The following is a 22,466-nucleotide window of genomic DNA, read 5'->3' as shown; positions in this document are numbered from 1 at the left end:
GACTCCTTACGCCTTGGCGCCGACCTGGGCGCCGTTGCTTTTGAACACGCGGACCTTCTTGCCGTCGACAACCTTAAAGCCGACGCGGTCGCCCTTACCGGTTGCGGGATTGACGAGCATCACATTGGAGTGGTCAATCGGCAAAACCTTATCAACGATGCCGCCTTCAACGCCGGTCATCGGATTGGGACGAACGTGCTTCTTGGCAACGTTGACGCCTTCAACGGTCACATGGTTTTCATCGACGCGGGAAAGGACGACGCCCTTCTTACCCTTGTCCTTGCCGGCGATGACGATGACTTCGTCACCTTTACGGATGCGTTGCATCTTGTCGGCCTCCTTAAATCACTTCGGGAGCGAGAGACACGATCTTCATGAACTTCTCGGTACGCAGTTCGCGCGTGACCGGTCCGAAGATACGGGTGCCCACAGGCTCGAGCTTCGAGTTGAGCAAAACAACGGCGTTGCCGTCAAAACGGACGAGAGAGCCGTCGGCACGACGCACGCCTTTAGCGGTGCGGACCACAACAGCGTTGTAGACCTCACCCTTCTTGACGCGACCGCGCGGGGCAGCTTCTTTTACCGTCACCTTGATGACGTCACCGATGTTTGCATAGCGGCGCTTGGAGCCGCCCAACACCTTAAAACACATTACTGAACGCGCACCGGTGTTATCGGCGACGTCCAGTCTGCTTTGCATCTGAATCATGGCTACGTAATTTCCAACTTATTCCGTGAAGTCACGGATAGTATTGGTCCCGTACGGGAGAAAGACCACACCGTACCCCTGCTTCCGAGAAACACCGCCGTCACTGCAGTCTGGCGGGCAGAAACACTGGTCCGGATGATCCGGAAAATGCGACGAAAAGGCCGACCTTGCGGTCGGCTTTTTCGCAGGCCCGCAAGTATAGCCGAAAATCCGGCTTACTTGCAAGCAGTTTTTGAAAACGCAGTCGGCTTAGATGACGACGGCCTTTTCGATCACGCGGGTGACCTTCCAGGACTTGGTCTTGGAGATCGGACGGGACTCAGCGATTTCCACCTTGTCACCGATACCGCAGGTGTTGCTTTCGTCGTGCGCATGGTACTTCTTGTTCTGCACGATGTACTTGCCGTAGAGAGGATGCTTGACGCGGCGTTCCACGAGGACCGTCACAGTCTTATCCATCTTGTCGCTCGTGACCGTACCGACGAGAGTACGGGTGAGCGCCTTGGTTTCAACGTTATTTTCCGTCATTTCGCGGCCGCCTTCTGAGCGAGAACCGTGCGAACGCGCGCAATGTCACGGCGCGTCGTGCGCAGCTGGTTCGTGTTCTGGAGCTGCTGAGTGGCCTTCTGAACACGCAGCTTGAAGTGTGCGTGCAGCAGGTCATTCAGTTCCTTGTTAAGCGCAGCCTCATCCATGGCGCGCAGTTCTTTTGCCTTCATGTCCGTCTCCTTACATGCCGATCTGGCGGACAACGAACTTCGTCTTCAGAGGAAGCTTTGCGGCAGCAAGGGCAAAGGCCTCGCGGGCAAGGTTCTCGTCAACGCCGTCCATTTCATAGAGCACGCGGCCCGGCTGGACCAGCGCAACCCAGTATTCAGGGTTACCCTTACCGTTACCCATACGGACTTCGGCGGGTTTGCTCGAAATGGGCTTGTCCGGAAACACACGGATCCACACACGGCCGCCGCGCTTGATGTGGCGCGTCAGAGCACGACGTGCAGCTTCGATCTGACGGGCCGTCAGGCGACCGCGTTCGATAACCTTGAGACCAAAGTCACCGAACGAAACGTTCGCGCCGCGCTGAGCCAGACCGTAGTTGCGACCCTTCTGGTCCTTACGGTACTTGGTACGATTCGGTTGCAGCATCGATTATTCTCCGTCTTTGTTAGCTTCGGCAACTGCAGGAGCAGCGGCCTTGCGGCTGCGGCGGGCGGCGGGTTTGCCCTCGCCTTCAGCGCCTTCGGCCTTACGGGGACGGCGGCTCGGACGACGACGGCGGTCTTCACGGTCGGCAGGAGCCGGAGCCGCTTCAACAGCCTCATCACGGCCGAGGTTGTCACCCTTGTAGACCCACACCTTCACGCCGATCACGCCGTACGTGGTATTGGCTTCGGAAAAACCGTAGTCAATGTTGGCACGCAGCGTCTGGAGCGGAACGCGCCCTTCGCGGTACCATTCGGTACGGGCGATTTCGGCGCCGTTTAAGCGGCCGGCGCTCATGATCTTGATGCCCTTGGCACCGAGACGCATGGCGTTCTGCATCGAGCGCTTCATGGCGCGGCGGAACATCACGCGCTTTTCAAGCTGCTGGGTGATGCCGTCGGCGATCAACTGTGCATCGAGCTCAGGACGGCGGACTTCTTCGATGTTGATGTGCACGGGCACACCGACCATCTTCTGAACTTCAGCCTTGAGCTGTTCGATGTCAGCACCCTGCTTGCCGATCACAACACCGGGACGAGCAGAGAAAATCGTGATGCGGGCGTTGTTGGCGGGACGCTCGATCAGGATACGGGAAACGCTCGCAGCCTTGAGCTTCTTCTCAAGGAAGGCGCGGACACGGAGGTCTTCGCCGAGCGTACGGGAAAATTCACGGCCGACCGCGTACCAGCGCGACGTCCAGTTGCGCGTAACGGGAAGGCGGAAGCCGGTAGGATTAATTTTCTGACCCATGGTTCACCTTTACCTTAGTCGCCGACCGTCACAAAGATGTGGCTGGTCTGCTTCGAGATACGCGTACCGCGGCCCTTGGCGCGGGCACCGAAACGGCGCAGCGTCGTGGCCTTTTCCACGTAGATCTTCTTCACGCGCAGATCGTCAATGTCGGCACCGTCGTTGTGCTCGGCGTTGGCGATGGCAGATTCGAGCGCCTTCTTGATGATGACGGCAGCGCGCTTCTGCGTGAACGTGAGGATGTTGAGGGCCTTGTCCACGGGCTTACCGCGAACGAGGTCTGCAACCAAACGGCCCTTCTGAGCCGAGAGGCGAACACCACGGACAATTGCAGTAGTTTCCATTTACATTACCCCTTGACCTTCTTGTCGGCGCTCACAGCGTGACCGTGGAAGGTACGCGTCAGAGCAAATTCGCCGAGCTTGTGGCCGACCATGTTTTCATTGACGTACACAGGTACGTGCTGGCGGCCGTTGTGAACAGCGATCGTCAGACCGATGAATTCGGGGACAATCGTGCTGCGGCGCGACCAGGTCTTGATCGGACGCTTGTCACGACTGGCCTGGGCGGCTTCGACCTTCTTCATGAGAGAACCGTCGACAAACGGTCCTTTCTTTAACGAACGAGACATTACGAGGCCCCCTTACTTGTCATAACGGCGCTGGACGATCATGGAGTCCGTGCGCTTGGAGTTGCGAGTACGGTAACCCTTGGTGAGCTGACCCCAAGGCGTAACAGGCGGACGACCCGTACCGGTACGGCCTTCACCACCGCCGTGCGGATGGTCAACCGGGTTCATCACCTTACCGCGGACGGTCGGACGGATGCCGCGCCAACGGGTGGCACCGGCCTTGCCGAGTTCACGCAGGCTGTTTTCTTCGTTACCGACGGTACCGATCGTGGCACGGCATTCGATAAGAATGCGGCGCACTTCACCGGAACGCAGGCGGACCTGAGCGTAGTCACCTTCGCGGGCGATCAGCTGAGCGAACGCACCGGCGGAACGGACGAGCTGAGCGCCCTTGCCCGGCAGCATTTCGATGCAGTGAATCGTTGTGCCCACAGGGATGTTGCGGAGCGGAAGGGTGTTGCCGACCTTAATCGCAGCTTCCTGACCCGACATGATCGTGTCATTGACCTTCAGGCCCTTGGGAGCAATGATGTAACGGCGTTCGCCGTCGGCATAGCACACCAGAGCAATGTGAGAAGAACGGTTCGGATCGTATTCGATGCGTTCAACGCGGGCGGAGATGCCGTCCTTGTTGCGCAGGAAGTCGATCAGACGGTAGGCACGCTTGGAGCCGCCGCCCTTGTGACGGCACGTAATGTGACCGTTGTTGTTGCGGCCGGAACCGCGGTTCTTCTTCTCGGTAAGCGCGGCAAAAGGCTTGCCGGTATGCAGACCGGGCGTAACGACCTTCACCATGTGGCGGCGGCCGGCCGACGTCGGTTTGGTTTTGACGAGAGCCATTTACTTCACCTCTTGCGCGAAGTTGATTTCCTGACCCTGAGCGAGGGTGACGTAGGCCTTGCGGACATCGCTGCGCACACCGCCGTTACGGCCGGCGCGCTTGACCTTACCCTTCACATTCAGAATCTGAACACCGTCGACCTTGACCTTAAAGAGCAGTTCGACAGCGGCCTTGACTTCCGCCTTCGTGGCACAGGGCACGACGCGGAACGTGTACTGACGGTTCTTTTCGGCGAGCATCGTGCTCTTTTCGGAGATCACGGGGCCGGCAAGCACCTTCAACAGACGATCTTGTTTCATCCCAGCATCTCCTCGATCTTGGCGACCGCATCCTTCGTCACCACGATCTTCTTGTAGTAGATCAGGCTGAGCGGATCGGCGTAGCGCGGCTCCACAACCAGAACGTTCTTGAGGTTGCGGGAAGCCAGGTACAGGTTGTCAGAGACTTCAGCGGTGATCACCATTACGTGTTCAACGGCACCGAGAGCCTTCAGCTTAGCGGCGAAATCCTTCGTCTTCGGGGTTTCGGCGCTGATCGAATCGATCACAACAAGGCGACCGTCGGCAGCGAGCTTGGAAAAGATCGTCTGCATGGCGGCACGATAGGCCTTCTTGTTGATCTTCTGGGTGAAGTTTTCATCCGGCGTATTCGGGAAGGTACGGCCACCGCCTCTCCACAGGGGAGACGAGCTCATACCGGAGCGGGCACGGCCCGTTCCCTTCTGACGCCAGGGCTTCTTCGTCGTGTGGTGCACGTCGCGGCGGTTAAGCTGCGCACGGGTACCCTGACGAGCGTTGGCCTGGTAGGCAACCACGAGCTGGTGCACCAGGGCTTCGTTGTATTCACGACCGAACACGGTATCGGAAGCGGCAAGCTTTGCCGATTCCTGGCCCTGTTCATTGAGTACATTGAGTTCCATTGATCGCTCCTAATTAGGCCTTGACCGCCGCACGCACGACGACTTCACCGCCCTTGGAACCGGGAACGGCACCGCGGACGAGCAGCAGACCGCGTTCAGCATCGACGCGGGCCACAACCAGGTTCTGCGTCGTACGCTGGGCGTTGCCGAGCTGACCGGCCATACGCTTACCCGGGAAAACACGGCCCGGATCCTGACGGTTACCGATAGAGCCCGGTGCACGGGTCGTCACGGAGTTACCGTGGCTGGCGCGGTTGGACGAGAAGTGGTGGCGCTTGATAACGCCGGCAAAACCCTTACCGATGGTGGTGCCGGTCACGTCGACCTTCTGGCCTTCCGTGAAGATGTCGGCGCCGAGAACAGTGCCGGGCTTGTATTCGGCAACTTTGTCAGCATCGATATGGAACTCTTTCAACACGGCAGCGGCTTCAACGCCAGCCTTGGCGAATTCACCGGCAGCAGCCTTGTTGACGCGCGAGGGCTTTTTCGTGCCGAACGCGACTTGGATTGCATTGTAGCCGTCGGTTTCCACCGTCTTCACACGCGTGACACGGTTACCGGACACATCGAGCACCGTCACGGGGACGGACTTGCCGTCATCCTGGAAGATGCGCGTCATGCCGATCTTGCGGCCGACTAAGCCGAGCTTATCACTCATTTATTTCTCCACCCCGGCTACGATTGGCCGGGACCGTACTTTAAAAAAATCGTTTCACGACGGGAGGTTCGTCTGCAAGTATTCGAACACCGATCGATTGCTTCGGAAGCCAGAAACGACATGAAAAAACGCCGGTCTCCCCTGCTCCTCACCTTCTGCCGAAGAGCCCTGAAGAAACCCTGCGTTTAAAACCTTTTCAGATTACTGCACCTTGATCTTGACGTCGACGCCGGCCGGCAGATCGAGCTTCATGAGCGCGTCCACGGTTTTGTCCGTCGGGTCAATGATGTCCATCAGACGCTGATGGGTGCGGATTTCGAGCTGATCACGGCTCGTCTTGTTGACGTGCGGGGAACGCAGAATGTCGAAACGCTGGATGCGCGTGGGGAGCGGAACCGGTCCGCGGACCACGGCGCCGGTGCGCTTGGCGGTGTCAACGATTTCGAGAGCGGACTGATCGATCAGCTTGTAGTCAAACGCCTTGAGGCGGATGCGGATGCGCTGAGACTGCATTGGATGTATTCCTGAAAAAGAACAGATAAAAGAACTAAGGGGGCGCAGTATATCTGCACCCCCTAAAACTGTCAAGTTTTCAAACGAGTATCAAAAATTACTCGATGATCTTGGCAACGACGCCGGCGCCCACGGTGTGACCGCCTTCACGGATAGCGAAGCGAAGGCCGGCTTCCATGGCGATCGGGCAAATGAGCTGAACGGTCATCGTGATGTTGTCGCCGGGCATCACCATTTCGGTGCCTTCCGGCAGTTCGATCGTACCGGTCACGTCCGTCGTACGGAAGTAGAACTGCGGACGATAGCCCTTGAAGAACGGGGTGTGGCGGCCGCCTTCTTCCTTGGTCAGCACGTACACTTCAGCCGTGAACTTCGTGTGCGGGGTGATGGTGCCGGGCTTCGCGAGAACCTGACCGCGTTCCACGTCTTCACGCTTCGTGCCGCGCAGCAGAATACCGACGTTGTCACCGGCTTCGCCTTCGTCAAGCAGCTTACGGAACATTTCCACGCCCGTGCAGGTCGTTTTCTGCGTGGGCTTGATGCCGACGATTTCGATTTCGTCGCCGACGCGGATCACACCGCGTTCGACACGGCCCGTCACAACGGTGCCGCGGCCGGAAATCGAGAACACGTCTTCGATCGGCATCAGGAACGGCTGATCCAGAGCGCGCTGCGGCGTCGGGATGTAGTCGTCGAGCGTTTCGGCGAGCTTCATGATGGACTGTTCACCGAGTTCACCCGTGTCGCCTTCCAGAGCGAGCTTGGCGGAACCCTTGATGATCGGGATCGTGTCGCCCGGGAAGTCGTAGCTCGACAGAAGTTCGCGGACTTCCATTTCAACGAGCTCGAGCAGTTCCGGATCGTCAACCATGTCGCACTTGTTCAGGTAGACGATGATGTAGGGAACACCCACCTGGCGGGCCAGAAGGATGTGTTCACGCGTCTGGGGCATGGGGCCGTCAGCAGCGGACACAACGAGGATGGCGCCGTCCATCTGGGCAGCACCGGTAATCATGTTCTTCACATAGTCAGCGTGCCCCGGGCAGTCGACGTGAGCGTAGTGGCGCTTGGCGGTTTCGTATTCAACGTGAGCGGTGTTGATCGTGATGCCGCGGGCCTTTTCTTCAGGAGCCGCGTCGATCTGGTCGTAAGCCTTGGCTTCGCCGCCGAACTTCTTGGAGAGAACCGTGCAGATAGCAGCAGTGAGCGTCGTCTTACCGTGGTCAACGTGACCGATGGTGCCGACGTTAACGTGCGGCTTGGTTCGTTCAAATTTTTCCTTGGCCATTTTTTATGGTCCTTTTTAAATTGACTGTCTGTTTTGCCGGAGCCGGAAAGGGATTTTCCGGCCCCTTACTGCAAAACGGGTTGATTACTTGGTCTTTTCAGCGATGATGGCTTCAGCCACGTTGCGCGGAGCTTCCGCGTAGTGGTCGAATTCCATCACGTAGGTTGCACGCCCCTGCGTCAGAGAACGCAGCGACGTGGAGTAGCCGAACATTTCGGAAAGCGGCACTTCGCAACGGATCGCCTTGCCGCCGCCCATGAGGTCATCCATACCCTGGATGACGCCACGGCGGCTAGAAAGATCGCCCATCACGTCGCCCATCTTTTCTTCCGGCGTTTCGACTTCGACCTTCATGATCGGTTCAAGCAGAACGGGGTTGGCTTTACGCATACCGTCCTTGAAGGCCATGGAGGCGGCCATCTTAAACGCGTTTTCGTTCGAGTCGACTTCGTGGTAAGAACCGAAGTGCAGCGTGACCTTCACGTCCACAACCGGGTAACCGGCGAGCACACCGGCCTTGAGGGTGTCTTCAACGCCCTTTTCAACCGCCGGGATGTATTCACGCGGAACCACACCGCCCTTAATGGCATCGACGAACTCAAAGCCCTTGCCGGCAGGGAGCGGTTCGAGCTTAAGCACGACGTGACCGTACTGGCCGCGGCCGCCGGACTGCTTGGCAAACTTGCATTCGGCGTTTTCGACCGTGGAGCGGATCGTTTCGCGGTAGGCAACCTGGGGCTTACCGACCGTGGCTTCCACACCGAATTCACGACGCATACGGTCGACAATGATTTCCAGGTGCAGTTCGCCCATACCGGAAATAATCGTCTGGCCGCTTTCTTCGTCGGTACGCACGCGGAAGGACGGGTCTTCGCGGGCGAGACGACCGAGGGCGAGCGCCATCTTTTCCTGGTCGGCCTTGGTCTTGGGTTCCACAGCCTGAGAAATCACAGGTTCCGGGAATTCCATGCGTTCGAGGATGATGGGCTTGGCCATGTCGCAGAGCGTATCGCCGGTCGTAACATCCTTCAGGCCCACAGCAGCGGCGATGTCGCCGGCTTCGCTTTCCGTGATTTCCTTACGTTCGTTGGCGTGCATCTGCAGCAGACGGCCGATACGTTCCTTCTTGTCCTTGACGGAGTTGAGAACGGTTTCGCCGGACTTCAGGATGCCGGAATAAACGCGCAGGAAGGTGAGCTGGCCGACATAGGGGTCGGTCATGATCTTGAAGGCCAGTGCCGAGAACGGCGCATCATCGCTTGCTTCACGTTCGACTTCCTGGTCGTTGAGGTCAAAGCCCTTAACCGGGGGAATGTCAACCGGAGACGGCAGGAATTCAATCACGCCGTCGAGCATACGCTGCACGCCCTTATTCTTGAAGGAGGAGCCGCAGAACATCGGCTGGATTTCGCCGGCGATGCAGCGCTGGCGGATACCCTTCACGATTTCTTCGTGGCTTAATTCACCTTCTTCAAGGTACTTGTTCATGAGGTCTTCGCTTGCTTCAGCAGCGCTTTCGACCATCTTGTCGTGCCAGACCTTGGCTTCTTCAGCGAGTTCAGCCGGGATGTCGATGTATTCGAACTTCGTGCCCTGGCTGGCTTCGTCCCAGATGATGCCCTTCATGCGGATGAGGTCAACCACACCCTTGAAGTTGTCTTCGGCACCGATCGGAATCACGATCGGCACGGGGTGCGCCTTCAGACGCTTTTCCATCTGATCGACGACCTTGAAGAAGTTGGCGCCCGTGCGGTCCATCTTGTTGACGAACGCAATACGGGGAACGCCGTACTTGTTGGCCTGACGCCAAACGGTTTCAGACTGGGGCTGAACGCCGCCCACAGCGCAGTAAACCATCACCGCGCCGTCCAACACACGCATGGAACGTTCGACTTCAACCGTGAAGTCGACGTGCCCCGGGGTGTCGATGATGTTGAAACGGTACGGTTGGTACTGCATGTCCATGCCGCGCCAGAAGCAGGTCGTAGCGGCGGACGTAATCGTGATACCACGTTCCTGTTCCTGTTCCATCCAGTCCATCGTGGCAGCGCCGTCGTGGACTTCACCGAGCTTATGGTTGACGCCCGTGAAGAACAGAATACGTTCGGTCGTCGTGGTCTTGCCCGCGTCAATGTGGGCAGAAATACCGATATTGCGGTAGCGCGAAATCGGAGTAGTACGAGCCATGACTTATTTACTCTTATCAGGGTAATGACACGGGAGAGACGCCCGAAGGGCTTCTCCCGCATCGGATTGTCAGAATTAGAAGCGGAAATGCGAGAAGGCCTTGTTGGCTTCAGCCATACGATGCACTTCGTCACGCTTCTTCATAGCACCGCCGCGGCCTTCCGCAGCTTCCAACAGCTCACCAGCCAAGCGTTGGGGCATAGACTTTTCGGAACGGGCTTTCGCGCTTTCACGCAGCCAGCGCATTGCCAGAGCCAGACGGCGGACAGGACGGACCTCAACCGGCACCTGGTAGTTCGCACCGCCGATACGGCGGCTCTTCACTTCCACGAGCGGACGGACGTTGTTGAGGGCGGTCGTGAACACTTCAAGAGCGTTCTTGCCGGACTTTTCTTCAATGTGCTGCAGAGCACCGTAGACGATGCGTTCAGCGACGGCCTTCTTGCCGTCGAGCATGACGACGTTGATGAATTTGGAGATTTCAACGCTGCCGAACTTCGGATCAGGGAGAATCTCACGCTTGGGTACTTCGCGACGACGGGGCATTTTTTCCTCTTTCGTTGTCTTCAGTCTTTAAGGCCTGCCGGAAACTTCGTTTGCTTTGTCCGGGGCCTTGTATTACTTAATGCAGTACACACTCGGAAAAGCTTCCGGGCGACTGCGACTTACTCGGTCCAGTTTTAAGCGCGGACCGTCCATTTACGGCTGACAAGTGTCGCCGCGAATTACGCTGCCTTCGGGCGCTTGGCGCCGTACTTGGAACGAGCCTGCTTACGATCCTTGACACCCTGGGTATCGAGAGAACCGCGCACGATGTGATAACGCACACCGGGAAGATCCTTCACACGGCCGCCGCGGATGAGAACCACGGAGTGTTCCTGCAGGTTGTGGCCTTCGCCGCCGATGTAGGAAATCACTTCAAAGCCGTTGGTGAGGCGGACCTTGGCGACCTTACGCAGAGCCGAGTTCGGCTTCTTCGGGGTCGTCGTGTAGACCTTGGTGCAAACACCGCGCTTCTGCGGGCTGTTTTTCAGAGCAGGGCTCTTGCTTTTGTCATGCGTAAGCTCACGGGGCTTGCGCACAAGCTGATTAATAGTGGGCATAGTGTCCGTATTTTCTGTGTAAAACCATCCCCTCGCCCCTTTGCGGCACACGTCCGAAAGGTTCTCGGGGAGACATGTTGCTGGTGAATTCTTTTCCTTTCCTGCAAAGCTGCCTTCGGACGCACAAAACGGCCTCCGACAATCTGCAGGCTTCGGAAAAGAACGGGAGTATCGTATTTTTTTCCAATAATGTCAAGCGTCTCATGCTCTTTTTGCGCAATTTTCCCCGCCGCTTTGTCATAATGCGGGCACTTTGCACAGGATGTTGTGTTTTGAGCCCGCAGCCTGCGTTTTTCCGTTTGTCGTTTTAAGCACCTATGTTCACTTCTGTCTTTGATGCGCCGCTGAAAGCGCGCTACAAACCCGACGAATACCCCGCCCTTTGCGCACAAACAGCCCGCTGGGCCCGAACCCGGCCCTTTGAAGGGCTCTCGGTGCTTGACGCCACCCCCGTTTACTTCAACACCTTTGCCAAATACCGGGCACTTGCGGCCGCAGGCGCCCGGCTCACGGTCGGGATTTCAGAGGTCATGCCCAATGACCCAGCCGCCCTTGACTGCTTAAGAGCAAACGGCATTGCGGTCGCGGATGCCCGGTCAGATGCCGGACAGTACGACCTCATTCTTGACTGTGCCGCCGCCTTTATCGAAAGCCCGACCCGTATCGGCACCGTCGAACTCACGCGCTCCGGAGTGCCGCATTACAAAAATCCCGCGCATCCCGTTTTCATCGCCGACGCTGGCCGCATCAAGCGCATTGAAACGTGTCTCGGGACAGGCGAAAGCTTTTACCGCGCTATGGCACAGCTCGGATTTAAAGACTGGACGGGGAAAAACCTTGTCATTTTCGGCAGCGGCAAGGTGGGCACCGGTCTCATCACCTACGCGCATCAGCTCGGCGCCCGCATCAGTGTGGTGACGGAACCCTCCACGGTCTCAGCGCGCCTTAAAACCCTCACGGACGTCACGTGGATTGCCTTTAACGACAAAGCCGCCGTTGAAAAGGCTGTCGCAGCAGCCCACGCCGTTGTCACCGCCACGGGTGTTGCCGGCGCAGCGACATACGCGGCTGATGCCCGCGCTTACACCGAAAGCCGGGCTCTCCTGGCCAATATGGGCGTGGAGGATGAATACGGCCCGGGCGTTCCCGCTTCGCGCGTTCTGGAAGGAAAGCGGCCGCTTAACTTTATTCTCACCGAACCCACGCTCATGAAGTACATTGACGCCACCATGGCCCTTCATAACGCAGGGGCCCTTTGGCTTACCGGACACCCCGAAGCCCGCGGCGTCATTGATCCTCCGGCCGAACTTGAAGCCGCGATTCTTGCCGACACCCGCGCGGGCGGCCTGTTGGGTGAAGAGCTCGATCTGATCTGATTTTTTAAGCGAGGACCACCACACCATGACGAGCCTACTCTTAAGAAACGTGACGCTTAACGGCAGCCGCACGCATGTGCTCATCGATAAGGGAGTTTTTGCGGATTTAAAGGCGCCTGAGACCGCCGGTGCAGACCGCGTCATTGACGCGCACGGCATGGCGCTTTTGCCGCCCTTTTACAACACGCACACCCATCAGGCGATGGCCCTTTTGCGCGGCTACGGCGACGATATGGCGCTTTTTACGTGGCTTAACGACCGCATCTGGCCGCTGGAAGCCAAACTCACGGCGCACGACATTTACGTGGGCTCGAAGCTCGCCATTCTCGAGATGATCAAGTCCGGGTCGGTGCTCTTTAACGACATGTACTGGCTTGTGGAGGAAACGATCCGTGCCGCCGAAGAGCTGGGCGTCCGTGCGCTTGTCGCGGACACCGTGATGGACAGGCGCGGCACGGCCGTTTTAAATGAAGCCTTTTCCCGCACCAAACGCCTTGCCCGCAACCTCGAAGGAACTTTAATCGGCGTTACCGTCGCACCGCACGCCGTCTACACCGCAGGGACCGATCTTTTAAAGCGCTGCGCCAACTTTGCGCGCGACAACGGCCTCACGCTGCACATGCACTTGTCCGAAACCGCGCAGGAAAACGCCGACTGCATCAAGGCGCACGGGATGACCCCCACCGCGTACTGCGACAGCCTGGGGCTTCTCACGGAAAAATCAGTGCTTGCGCACTGCGTGCATCTCACCGACGCCGATATTGAAATCCTCGCGAAGCGCCGCTCTACCCTCTCGCACAATCCGTCTTCCAACATGAAGCTCGCAAGCGGCGTTTTCCGCTCCAAGGCGGTGACGGACGCGGGCTGCCGCGTCGCGCTCGGTACCGACGGCTGCGCCTCTAACAATAATGTCGACATGCGGGAGGAAATGAAATTCGCGGCGCTTCTCGCGAAGGTGAATTTTGGTCCCGAGGTGCTCCCCGCCCATCAGGTTTTTGACTGGGCTACGCGCGCAGGCGCTGACGCTTTCGGGCTTAATGCGGGCGTGATCCGCGAGGGTGCCGCCGCTGACGCCCTCCTTATCCGCACCGATAATTCCACGCGCTTTACCCCGGGCTACAACCTCATCTCCGACTGGGTTTACAGCGCTCAGAGTTCCAGTATTGACACCGTAATCTGTAACGGCGCGGTCATCATGGAAAAGGGACACGTCCCCGGGGAAGAAACAATTATTGAGGAAGCGCGCGCTGCGGCAGCTGACCTTCTGAAACGCGCGAGCCGCACATAAAAAAGGGAAAGCGTTTCGGGCAAACCTTCCGCCCTTTTCGCTTTCCCTTACAAGTGCCATCCGCAGGTATAAACCCCGGGCGGCACTTTTTTTAGACTCAGACTCCGTCTTATTCAGACTTCTTTTCTTCGTCCTCTTTCTTTTCTTCCTCAGGCTGAGCAAAGAGTTCTTCAGCCGCGCGGCGGGCTGCGGACAAACCGCCCTTACCCGCATCGCCGCTCATGAACATCTCTTCGCGCATGGCTTCAGCTTCCTTCTCGGTTTCCGCATCGGTCGACTCGAACATCTCTTCGGCGACACGGCGGGCTTCGGAGGGATCCTGACCCATACGGCGTTCCATCTCATCCTTGGCGCGGCGGGCCTTGTGGTAGGCCAAGCCCGTACCGGCCGGAATCAGACGGCCCACGATCACGTTTTCCTTCAGGCCGCGCAGATCGTCTTCCTTACCCATAATGGCGGCTTCAGTCAGAACGCGCGTCGTTTCCTGGAAGGAAGCGGCGGAAATGAAGGAGTCGGTGGACAAAGAAGCCTTCGTGATGCCGAGCAGGACGTTGTCGTACTTCGCCGGCGTCTTGCCTTCGGCGACAACGCGGTCGTTTTCGTCGAGCATTTCGCTGCGTTCAACCTGTTCGCCCGGGATGAAGTGCGTGTCGCCCGGATCCGTGATCTGCACGCGGCGCAGCATCTGACGGACAATCACTTCGATGTGCTTGTCGTTGATCTTCACGCCCTGCAGACGGTAGACGTCCTGCACTTCGTCGACGATGTAGCGCGCAAGCTCCTCAATGCCGAGCAGACGCAGAATGTCGTGCGGATCGGCAGGACCTTCCACGATTTCTTCACCGCGCTGCACGATCTGACCGTCGTGCACGAGGATCTGCTTGTCCTTGCTGATCAGGAACTCGTGTTCAACACCGTCGTTGTCGGTGATGATGAGGCGCTGCTTACCCTTGGTTTCCTTGCCGAACGTAACCGTACCGGTTTCTTCGGCGAGCATGCCGGCGTCCTTGGGGCTTCTGGCTTCAAAGAGTTCGGCCACTCGCGGCAGACCGCCCGTAATATCACGGGTCTTCTGACTTTCACGCGGGATACGTGCGAGCACTTCGCCCTGATGAATCGTCTGACCGTCGCGCACCACGATAATGGCGCCCACCGGCAGCTGAATCGTCACAGCGTGATCGGTCCCCGGAATCTTCACTTCGTGGCCCTCTTCGTCCAAGAGGTGAACGAGCGGACGCATGACGTTGGCGGCCGTGGACTTGGTCTTTGAGGACTTCGAGCTCGTCGTACGCTTCGGGTCGATCACAACCATGGAGCTCAAACCCGTCACTTCGTCAACCTGATTCATCACGGTGACGTTTTCAACGACGTTTTCGAACTTCACGGAGCCGGCGTATTCGGAAATAATCGGCAGCGTCATCGGGTCAAAGGCGGCGAGCTGCTGGCCGGACTTCACTTCCTCGTCGGGCTTAATCAGAAGCGTCGCACCGTAGGGCACCTTATGACGTTCACGTTCACGTCCCGTGTTGGCGTCCGTGATGATGAGTTCGCCCGAGCGGGAAATGACGATGAGTTCTTTCTTACCGTTCTGGACGTAACGCATCGACGGGGAGAAGCTCACCACGCCGGCGTTCTTGGCTTCAACGCTGGAAGCAACCGCCGCACGGCTTGCCGCACCACCGATGTGGAACGTACGCATCGTAAGCTGCGTGCCCGGTTCACCGATGGACTGAGCGGCGATGACGCCCACGGACTCACCGGCGTTCACAAGCGTGCCGCGTCCGAGATCACGGCCGTAGCACTTCGCGCACAGACCGTAGCGGGTGTGGCAGGTGAGCGGCGTACGGACCTTCACGGCATCCACGCCTTCGGCATCGAGCTTATCGCAGATGTCTTCGTCAATGAGCACACCGGCTTCAACGAGCACTTCCTTGTTGTTGTCGTAGACGGGCTCAGCCGTCACACGGCCCAACACGCGGTCGCGCAGCGCCTGAATGACTTCGCCGCCTTCAACGAGCGGACGCATCACAACGCCGTCAGTGGTGCCGCAGTCGTCTTCAACCACAACCAGGTCCTGCGTCACGTCAACAAGACGGCGGGTGAGGTAACCGGAGTTAGCGGTCTTTAAGGCCGTATCCGCGAGCCCCTTACGGGCACCGTGGGTCGAAATAAAGTACTGCAGAACGTTCAGACCTTCGCGGAAGTTCGACGTAATCGGTGTTTCGATAATGGAGCCGTCGGGCTTGGCCATCAGGCCGCGCATACCGGCAACCTGACGAATCTGCGCTGCGGAACCACGGGCACCGGAGTCGGCCATCATGTAAATCGAGTTGAACGATTCCTGGGTGGTCTTGTTGCCGTGACGGTCGATGACGGCCTCATTGGAGAGTTCCTTCATCATGACCTTACCGACTTCGTCGGACGTACGGCCCCAGATATCGATCACCTTGTTGTAGCGTTCACCCTTCGTCACAAGACCCGAGGTGTACTGCTCTTCAATCGCCTTCACTTCATCTTCGGCAGCCGACACGAGCGCGGCCTTCTTCTGCGGAACGGTCATATCGCCGATGCAGATCGAAATACCGGCAAGCGTTGCGAGACGGTAGCCGTTATTTTTCAGCTGGTCGGCAAACATCACCGTGGCGCGCAGACCGCACTTGCGGAAGCAGCGGTTGATGAGTTTGGCGATTTCCTTCTTCTTTAAGGTCCGGTTGAGTTCAGCAAAGCTCATGCCGTCGGGAAGGATCGAAGACAGAAGCGCACGGCCTGCGGTCGTTTCATAACGCTTCATGCGTTCGGTCTTTTCGCCCGTTTCCTTGTTCACGTCCACTTCACGGATACGCACCGTGCAGCGGGTCTGCAGAACAATGGCGTGTGCGTCTAAGGCGCGCTGCACTTCTTCGATGTTTTCAAAGAACATGCCTTCGCCCGGGGCATTGATGCGTTCACGGGTCGAGTAGTAAAGACCGAGCACCATGTCCTGCGACGGAACGATCGAGGGATCGCCGTTGGCCGGGAAAAGGACGTTGTTCGACGAAAGCATCAAGCAGCGGGCTTCAAGCTGCGCTTCCAGCGACAGCGGCACGTGCACGGCCATCTGGTCACCGTCGAAGTCGGCGTTAAAGGCCGCGCAAACGAGCGGATGCAGCTGAATGGCCTTACCTTCGATGAGCTTGGGTTCAAAGGCCTGAATACCGAGGCGGTGCAGCGTCGGAGCACGGTTGAGCATCACCGGGTGTTCGTAGATCACCTCTTCGAGGATATCCCACACCACCGGTTCCTGATTGTCCACCATCTTCTTGGCGCTCTTAATCGTGGAGGCAAGGCCACGGGTTTCGAGCTTATTGAAGATGAAGGGCTTAAAGAGCTCAAGCGCCATAAGTTTGGGCAGACCGCACTGATGCAGACGCAGTTCCGGCCCCACCGTAATCACGGAGCGCCCCGAGTAGTCAACACGCTTACCCAGGAGGTTCTGACGGAAGCGGCCGGACTTACCCTTGATCATGTCGGCAAGCGACTTCAGCGGGCGCTTGTTGGGACCGGTCATCGCCTTACCGCGGCGGCCGTTATCGAGGAGGCTGTCGACGGCTTCCTGCAGCATGCGCTTTTCATTGCGCACGATGATGTCCGGGGCCTTAAGTTCCAGGAGGCGCTTCAAGCGGTTGTTACGGTTGATGACGCGGCGGTAAAGGTCATTCAGATCCGAGGTCGCAAAGCGGCCGCCGTCCAACGGAACGAGCGGGCGCAGATCCGGCGGCAGCACCGGCAGCACCTCAAGAATCATCCACTCGGGCTTGATGCCGGAGCGCTGGAAGCCCTCGAGAACCTTCAGACGCTTGGCGATCTTCTTGATCTTGGCGTCAGAACTCGTTGCAGAGAGTTCCTGACGCAGGTTCGTGACTTCCTGATCAATGTCGATGCTCGCAAGGAGCTCACGGATGGCTTCAGCGCCCATCATGGCCTTGAAGTCATCGCCGTGCTCGGAGAGCATCTTGATGTATTCGTCTTCCGTGAGAAGCTGCCCGCGGGTAAGCGGCGTGAGGCCCGGGTCGGTGACGCAGTAGGCTTCAAAGTAAAGCACGCGTTCGATATCGCGGAGCGCAATATCGAGCACCATACCCATGCGCGAAGGCAGGCTCTTTAAGAACCAGATGTGCGCAACGGGGCTTGCGAGCTCAATGTGACCCATGCGTTCACGGCGGACCTTGGAAAGCGTCACTTCCACGCCGCACTTTTCGCAGATCACGCCGCGGTGCTTGAGGCGCTTGTATTTGCCGCACAGGCACTCGTAGTCCTTGATCGGTCCGAAGATCTTGGCGCAAAACAGGCCGTCACGTTCGGGCTTGAAGGTACGGTAGTTGATGGTTTCCGGCTTTTTGACTTCGCCGTACGACCAGGAACGGATCTTCTCCGGGGATGCGATGCCGATCTTAATGGCGTCGAAATGTTCAGCAACGTTGGTCTGCTGCTTGAACAAGTCACCAATCTTATTCATCATGGAACTTATTCCTTGGCGTTAGCGTTAGCGTCTCGTTTGATAAGGTCGATGTCAATACCCAGCGACCGGATTTCGCGGACCAGCACATTGAAGGATTCGGGCATGCCCGCTTCAATCTGATGTTCACCGCCCACAATGTTCTCGTAGACCTTGGTACGGCCCGTGACGTCGTCGGACTTCACGGTGAGCATTTCCTGCAGCACGTAGCTTGCGCCGTAGGCTTCCAGTGCCCAGACTTCCATTTCGCCGAAACGCTGGCCGCCGAACTGAGCCTTACCGCCCAGGGGCTGCTGCGTGACAAGGCTGTACGGACCCGTGGAGCGGGCGTGCATCTTGTCGTCGACCAGGTGGTGCAGCTTCAGGAAGTGCATGTAGCCCACCGTGACAGGACGGTCAAACGGATCACCCGTGCGGCCGTCGTAAAGCGTTGCCTGGGTCTTGGCAGGCGTCAGCTGCAGCTTCTTCGCTTCCTCATCCGGGAAGGCGAGATCGAGCATCATGCGGATCTGTTCTTCCGTGGCGCCGTCAAAGACGGGCGTGGCAAAGGGCACGCCGTTGGCAAGGTTCTTTGCCATTGCCATCAGTTCGTCATCGGTGAGGCTGTCGAGGTCTTCCTTCTTGCCCGTGCGGTTGTAAACCTCATTGAGGAACGCGCGGATCTGCTTGACCTGTTCGGTCTTGAGCATCTCGGCAATGCGCCAGCCGATACCCTTGGCGGCCCAGCCCAGATGCACTTCAAGAATCTGACCGATGTTCATACGGGAAGGCACGCCCAGGGGATTGAGGCAGATGTCGGCGGGACGGCCGTCAGCCATGTAGGGCATATCTTCCACCGGGCAGATCTTGGAGACCACACCCTTGTTGCCGTGGCGGCCGGACATCTTGTCACCGGGCTGCAGACGGCGCTTCTCAGCGATGAAGACCTTGACCATCTTCAGTACGCCCGGGGGCAGTTCGTCGCCGCGGTTTAATTTGTCGTTCTTTTCGGCCAGACGCTGACGGTTGTCTTCGCGCTTGTCGTCGACGACCTTGCGGGCAAGGTCAATGAGCTTCTGATCCTCTTCTTCCTTCATGCGGATTTCAAAGAGGTCATAGCCGTTGACGGCTTCAAGCACCGCCGGAGTGAGCTTCGCGCCGGCCTTCACGCCCTCGGGACCGCCCGAAGCGACGCGGCCTGCGAGCTGACGGCGCAGACGGGCAAAGACGTCGGTTTCAACAATGCGCAGCGCGTCCTTCAATTCCTTGTCGTAGCGCTTTAACTGCTCTTCGATGATGGACTTCGCACGCTTATCCTTTTCCACGCCTTCGCGGGTAAAGACCTGCACGTCCATAACGATGCCGGCCATTCCGGGCGGCACGCGCAGGCTCGTGTCCTTCACATCGCTTGCCTTCTCACCGAAGATGACGCGCAGAAGCTTCTCTTCGGGGGTGAGTTGCGTTTCGCCCTTCGGGGTCACTTTGCCCACGAGAACGTCGCCCGCCTTTACTTCAGCGCCGATTGCGACAATACCGGATTCGTCAAGACGATTAAGCTGATTTTCCGAAAGGTTGGAAATATCGCGGGTGATGTCTTCCGGTCCGAGCTTGGTGTCACGGGCCACCACATCGAGTTCTTCAATGTGAATGGAGGTGTAGCGGTCGTCTGCCACCACCTTTTCGCTGATCAGAACCGAGTCTTCGTAGTTGTAGCCGTTCCAGGGCATGAAGGCGATCAGCATGTTCTGGCCGAGCGCGAGTTCGCCCATATCGGTGGAAGCACCGTCAGCGAGAACGTCACCCTTGGCGATGATGTCGCCACGCTTGACAATCGGACGCTGATTCAGCGTCGTGGAACCGTTGGAACGCGTGAACTTCTGCAGGTTGTAGATATCCACACCCACTTCACCGGCGACGTTTTCATCGTCGTTCACACGCACCACAACGCGGGTGGCGTCAACGTATTCGACGAGACCGCCGCGGCGGGCCTGCACAGTGGCCTTGGAGTCCACGGCAACCGTACGTTCAATACCGGTACCGACAACCGGCTTTTCCGGACGCAGCACAGGCACACCCTGACGCTGCATGTTCGAGCCCATCAGAGCGCGGTTGGCGTCGTCGTGTTCAAGGAACGGAATCAGGCTTGCGGCAACCGACACGATCTGCGCCGGGGCCACGTCCATGTACTGCACGCGGTCAGGCGAAGCCATGATGAATTCGCCGTTTTCACGGGCGCTCACCAGTTCGCCGATCAACTTGCCGTTATCGTCCATTTCGGCGTTGGCCTGGGCGATCACGTACTTACCTTCTTCGATGGCGGACAGGTAGTGAATGTTTTCTTCGCCAGAGAGCGCCACGCCGTTTTCAACCTTGCGGTACGGGGTCTCAAGGAACCCGTATTCATTGAGGCGCGCGTACAGAGCGAGCGAGTTAATCAGACCGATGTTCGGACCTTCAGGCGTTTCAATCGGGCAGACGCGGCCGTAGTGCGTGGCATGCACGTCGCGGACTTCAAAGCCCGCGCGTTCGCGGGTCAGACCGCCCGGGCCCAGAGCGGAAATACGGCGCTTGTGCGTGATTTCCGACAAGGGGTTGGTCTGGTCCATGAACTGACTCAGCTGCGAGGAGCCGAAGAATTCGCGGATCGAGGCCGAGATAGGCTTGGAATTAATCAGATCCTGAGGCGTGAGGTTGTCGCTTTCAGCCGAACCCAGACGTTCGCGTACGGCGCGTTCCACACGGACGAGGCCGGCACGGAACTGGTTTTCTGCCAATTCACCCACGCAGCGCACACGGCGGTTGCCCAGGTGGTCAATATCGTCCACGCCGTGGATTTCAATGACGCGCTCATTGCCTTCGGCATCGGTGAGCTTCACCGTATCAGCGCCGTTACGCAGAGCGACGAGGACCTTCATCGTGTCGATGATGTCTTCCTTCGTAAGCGTCATCGAACCTTCGGCGCTCGGGCGGCCGAAACGGGCGTTGACCTTCATGCGGCCCACACGCGACAGATCGTAGGCGTCAGAATCAAAGAAGAGCCGGTTAAAGAGCCCTTCAACGGCTTCTTCCGTGGGCGGCTCACCCGGACGCATCATGCGGTAAATGGCGATGCGAGCGGAGAGCTCGTCGGGATTTTCATCCAGACGCAGCGTGTTGGAGATGTAGGCACCACGGTCAAGATCGTTCGTAAAGAGCGTATCGATCTGACGGATCTTGTGTTCGCGCAGAGCTTCGAGCGAATCCTCGGTGATTTCGTCGTTGGCATCAACGATCTTTTCACCGGTGGTCTTGTCGTAGACAGCCTTGGCAAGAACGCGGCCGATCAGGAATTCATCGGGCACGGAAAGGCTCTTCACACCGGCTTCGTTCATCAGACGAACGTGACGGGCGGTGATGCGCTTGTCCTTGGCGACAATGAGCTTGCCGTCGGCATCCTTGATGTCAAAGGCGGCCGTTTCACCCTGCAGGCGCGACGGTTCGAAGTTCCAGGTCACACCCTTCTGCAGAATGCGGAACTGGTCAAAATCGTAGAAGTGCGCAAGGATGTCTTCTGGCGTCAGACCAATGGCCTTCAGAAGGATCGTGCCGGCCATCTTGCGGCGGCGGTCCACACGGAAGTAAACGAGATCCTTCGGGTCAAATTCGAAGTCAAGCCAGGAGCCGCGGTAAGGAATCACGCGGGCCGAGAAAAGAAGCTTTCCCGAGGAGTGCGTCTTACCCTTGTCGTGCTCGAAGAAAATACCGGGCGAACGGTGCAGCTGACTCACGATAACGCGTTCGCTGCCGTTGATGATGAACGAAGCCTTTTCCGTCATGAGCGGGATTTCGCCCATGTAGACGTCGTTTTCGCGGATTTCCTTGACGGTGCCGGGTTTGGCGGCATCACGGTCAAAAATTTCGAGCTGGATGCGGGCGCGCAGTGCCGAGCTGTAGGTGAGCCCTCTCAACTGGCATTCAGCGACGTCAAACTCGGGCTTCTGCAGCTTGTAGCCGAGGAACTTCAGACGGGCATAACCGTTGTGGCTCGTGATAGGGAAGATGGAAGTGAAGGCTGCCTGCAGGCCGTTATCCTTACGGCTTTCGGGCTTGACATCCGCCTGAAGGAATTCTTCGTAGCTGCGAAGCTGCATTTCCAACAGGGAGGGCACTTCAAGGACGCTCGGACGCGAAGCAAAACTCTTCCGAATGCGTTTCTTTTCAGTGAACGAGTACGACATGGAGACTCCGTTCGACGCGAGGGGGAGAAAAACACGTGGGTTCAAAGTTCAATCGACGGAAAGCATTGCCTGCACGGATTACAGAGACGCCAAAAGCCGCTCGGGCAATACCAGGTATTGCGTCCGCGCGGCTGGAACGTCAGAGATATCTTCCTGCTCTTCCCGATCATTCAGACTTTGACTTTGAGCTGAATTCTGATTATACAGAACACACCTCAAAATCCGAAGAAGAGCCCGGAACAACCCGAAACTCTTCTTCGCAGGGAAACAGCGCGGGAGCAAGTCCTCACGCCGTCTCCGGCAAGTATT

Annotated in this window: 21 protein-coding genes; 2 read left to right on the top strand and 19 right to left on the bottom strand. The window is 58.1% G+C overall.

From position 1 onward, the window contains the following. Nucleotides 1-6: 6 nt before the first annotated feature. From rplX to rpsL, 17 genes are all read right to left on the bottom strand, one after another. Nucleotides 7-327 carry a 50S ribosomal protein L24 gene (gene rplX / locus BQ7486_RS01050; RefSeq protein ID WP_022372961.1) on the bottom strand — a complete coding sequence of 107 codons (321 nt, stop codon included), beginning with the start codon at nucleotides 325-327 and terminating at the stop codon, nucleotides 7-9. Nucleotides 328-340: 13 nt separating this feature from the next. Beyond that, nucleotides 341-709, bottom strand: a complete 369-nt coding sequence (gene rplN / locus BQ7486_RS01045; protein ID WP_022372962.1) for a 50S ribosomal protein L14 — start codon at nucleotides 707-709, stop codon at nucleotides 341-343. Nucleotides 710-958: 249 nt separating this feature from the next. Next, complete coding sequence (gene rpsQ, locus BQ7486_RS01040) at nucleotides 959-1,237, bottom strand: 30S ribosomal protein S17 (RefSeq protein ID WP_022372963.1); 279 nt, start codon at nucleotides 1,235-1,237, stop codon at nucleotides 959-961. Then, entirely contained in the window at nucleotides 1,234-1,428 is a 195-nt protein-coding gene (rpmC, locus tag BQ7486_RS01035) for a 50S ribosomal protein L29 (protein WP_022372964.1), read from the bottom strand. Before rpmC ends, rpsQ begins: the two co-directional genes overlap by 4 nt. Nucleotides 1,429-1,438: 10 nt before the next feature. Beyond that, the gene (gene rplP, locus BQ7486_RS01030; RefSeq protein WP_022372965.1) at nucleotides 1,439-1,855 is read right to left on the bottom strand and encodes a 50S ribosomal protein L16; all 417 of its coding nucleotides are present in this window, start codon (nucleotides 1,853-1,855) and stop codon (nucleotides 1,439-1,441) included. 3 nt (nucleotides 1,856-1,858) lie between these two features. Beyond that, nucleotides 1,859-2,662 carry a 30S ribosomal protein S3 gene (gene rpsC / locus BQ7486_RS01025; protein ID WP_074008616.1) on the bottom strand — a complete coding sequence of 268 codons (804 nt, stop codon included), beginning with the start codon at nucleotides 2,660-2,662 and terminating at the stop codon, nucleotides 1,859-1,861. A gap of 14 nt (nucleotides 2,663-2,676) precedes the next feature. Continuing rightward, nucleotides 2,677-3,006, bottom strand: coding sequence for a 50S ribosomal protein L22 (gene rplV / locus BQ7486_RS01020; RefSeq protein ID WP_022372967.1), 330 nt, complete (start codon nucleotides 3,004-3,006; stop codon nucleotides 2,677-2,679). Between the two features lie 5 nt (nucleotides 3,007-3,011). Continuing rightward, nucleotides 3,012-3,293 (bottom strand): 30S ribosomal protein S19, encoded by a 282-nt coding sequence (gene rpsS, locus BQ7486_RS01015; RefSeq protein WP_022372968.1) that lies wholly within the window; start codon nucleotides 3,291-3,293, stop codon nucleotides 3,012-3,014. 12 nt (nucleotides 3,294-3,305) lie between these two features. After that, on the bottom strand, nucleotides 3,306-4,133 hold the full coding sequence (gene rplB / locus BQ7486_RS01010; RefSeq protein WP_074008615.1) for a 50S ribosomal protein L2: 828 nt from the start codon (nucleotides 4,131-4,133) through the stop codon (nucleotides 3,306-3,308). Beyond that, nucleotides 4,134-4,433, bottom strand: coding sequence for a 50S ribosomal protein L23 (gene rplW / locus BQ7486_RS01005; protein WP_022372970.1), 300 nt, complete (start codon nucleotides 4,431-4,433; stop codon nucleotides 4,134-4,136). After that, nucleotides 4,430-5,053, bottom strand: coding sequence for a 50S ribosomal protein L4 (rplD, locus tag BQ7486_RS01000; RefSeq protein WP_022372971.1), 624 nt, complete (start codon nucleotides 5,051-5,053; stop codon nucleotides 4,430-4,432). The genes rplW and rplD overlap by 4 nt, the downstream gene beginning before the upstream one ends. A gap of 13 nt (nucleotides 5,054-5,066) precedes the next feature. Beyond that, nucleotides 5,067-5,711: a 50S ribosomal protein L3 gene (gene rplC / locus BQ7486_RS00995; protein WP_022372972.1), complete on the bottom strand. Its 645-nt coding sequence runs from the start codon at nucleotides 5,709-5,711 to the stop codon at nucleotides 5,067-5,069. Nucleotides 5,712-5,912: 201 nt separating this feature from the next. Further along, the gene (rpsJ, locus tag BQ7486_RS00990) at nucleotides 5,913-6,224 is read right to left on the bottom strand and encodes a 30S ribosomal protein S10 (protein ID WP_022372973.1); all 312 of its coding nucleotides are present in this window, start codon (nucleotides 6,222-6,224) and stop codon (nucleotides 5,913-5,915) included. A gap of 97 nt (nucleotides 6,225-6,321) precedes the next feature. Continuing rightward, complete coding sequence (gene tuf, locus BQ7486_RS00985; protein WP_074008611.1) at nucleotides 6,322-7,512, bottom strand: elongation factor Tu; 1,191 nt, start codon at nucleotides 7,510-7,512, stop codon at nucleotides 6,322-6,324. Between the two features lie 84 nt (nucleotides 7,513-7,596). Beyond that, nucleotides 7,597-9,699, bottom strand: a complete 2,103-nt coding sequence (gene fusA, locus BQ7486_RS00980; protein ID WP_022372553.1) for an elongation factor G — start codon at nucleotides 9,697-9,699, stop codon at nucleotides 7,597-7,599. A 75-nt stretch (nucleotides 9,700-9,774) separates the two neighbouring features. Continuing rightward, nucleotides 9,775-10,245 carry a 30S ribosomal protein S7 gene (gene rpsG / locus BQ7486_RS00975; RefSeq protein ID WP_074008614.1) on the bottom strand — a complete coding sequence of 157 codons (471 nt, stop codon included), beginning with the start codon at nucleotides 10,243-10,245 and terminating at the stop codon, nucleotides 9,775-9,777. 179 nt (nucleotides 10,246-10,424) lie between these two features. After that, nucleotides 10,425-10,802, bottom strand: a complete 378-nt coding sequence (gene rpsL / locus BQ7486_RS00970; protein WP_022372551.1) for a 30S ribosomal protein S12 — start codon at nucleotides 10,800-10,802, stop codon at nucleotides 10,425-10,427. Nucleotides 10,803-11,119: 317 nt separating this feature from the next. Here rpsL and BQ7486_RS00960 point away from each other — a divergent pair, with 317 nt between their 5' ends. Next, nucleotides 11,120-12,178, top strand: coding sequence for an NAD(P)-dependent oxidoreductase (locus BQ7486_RS00960; RefSeq protein WP_074008612.1), 1,059 nt, complete (start codon nucleotides 11,120-11,122; stop codon nucleotides 12,176-12,178). Between the two features lie 25 nt (nucleotides 12,179-12,203). Next, on the top strand, nucleotides 12,204-13,466 hold the full coding sequence (locus tag BQ7486_RS00955) for an amidohydrolase (protein WP_022372549.1): 1,263 nt from the start codon (nucleotides 12,204-12,206) through the stop codon (nucleotides 13,464-13,466). 109 nt (nucleotides 13,467-13,575) lie between these two features. Here BQ7486_RS00955 and rpoC read toward each other — a convergent pair whose 3' ends face one another. Together rpoC and rpoB are read right to left on the bottom strand one after the other, a co-directional pair. Then, complete coding sequence (gene rpoC / locus BQ7486_RS00950) at nucleotides 13,576-17,961, bottom strand: DNA-directed RNA polymerase subunit beta' (RefSeq protein ID WP_084765516.1); 4,386 nt, start codon at nucleotides 17,959-17,961, stop codon at nucleotides 13,576-13,578. 8 nt (nucleotides 17,962-17,969) lie between these two features. Beyond that, nucleotides 17,970-22,157 (bottom strand): DNA-directed RNA polymerase subunit beta, encoded by a 4,188-nt coding sequence (rpoB, locus tag BQ7486_RS00945; RefSeq protein ID WP_022372546.1) that lies wholly within the window; start codon nucleotides 22,155-22,157, stop codon nucleotides 17,970-17,972. Between the last annotated feature and the right edge of the window lie 309 nt (nucleotides 22,158-22,466).

The organism is Duodenibacillus massiliensis (genome assembly GCF_900128485.1).
GTDB classification, from domain to species: domain Bacteria; phylum Pseudomonadota; class Gammaproteobacteria; order Burkholderiales; family Burkholderiaceae_F; genus Duodenibacillus; species Duodenibacillus massiliensis.
Note: the sequence above shows the minus strand (reverse complement) of the source record. Positions and strands in the feature narration are given on the sequence as shown.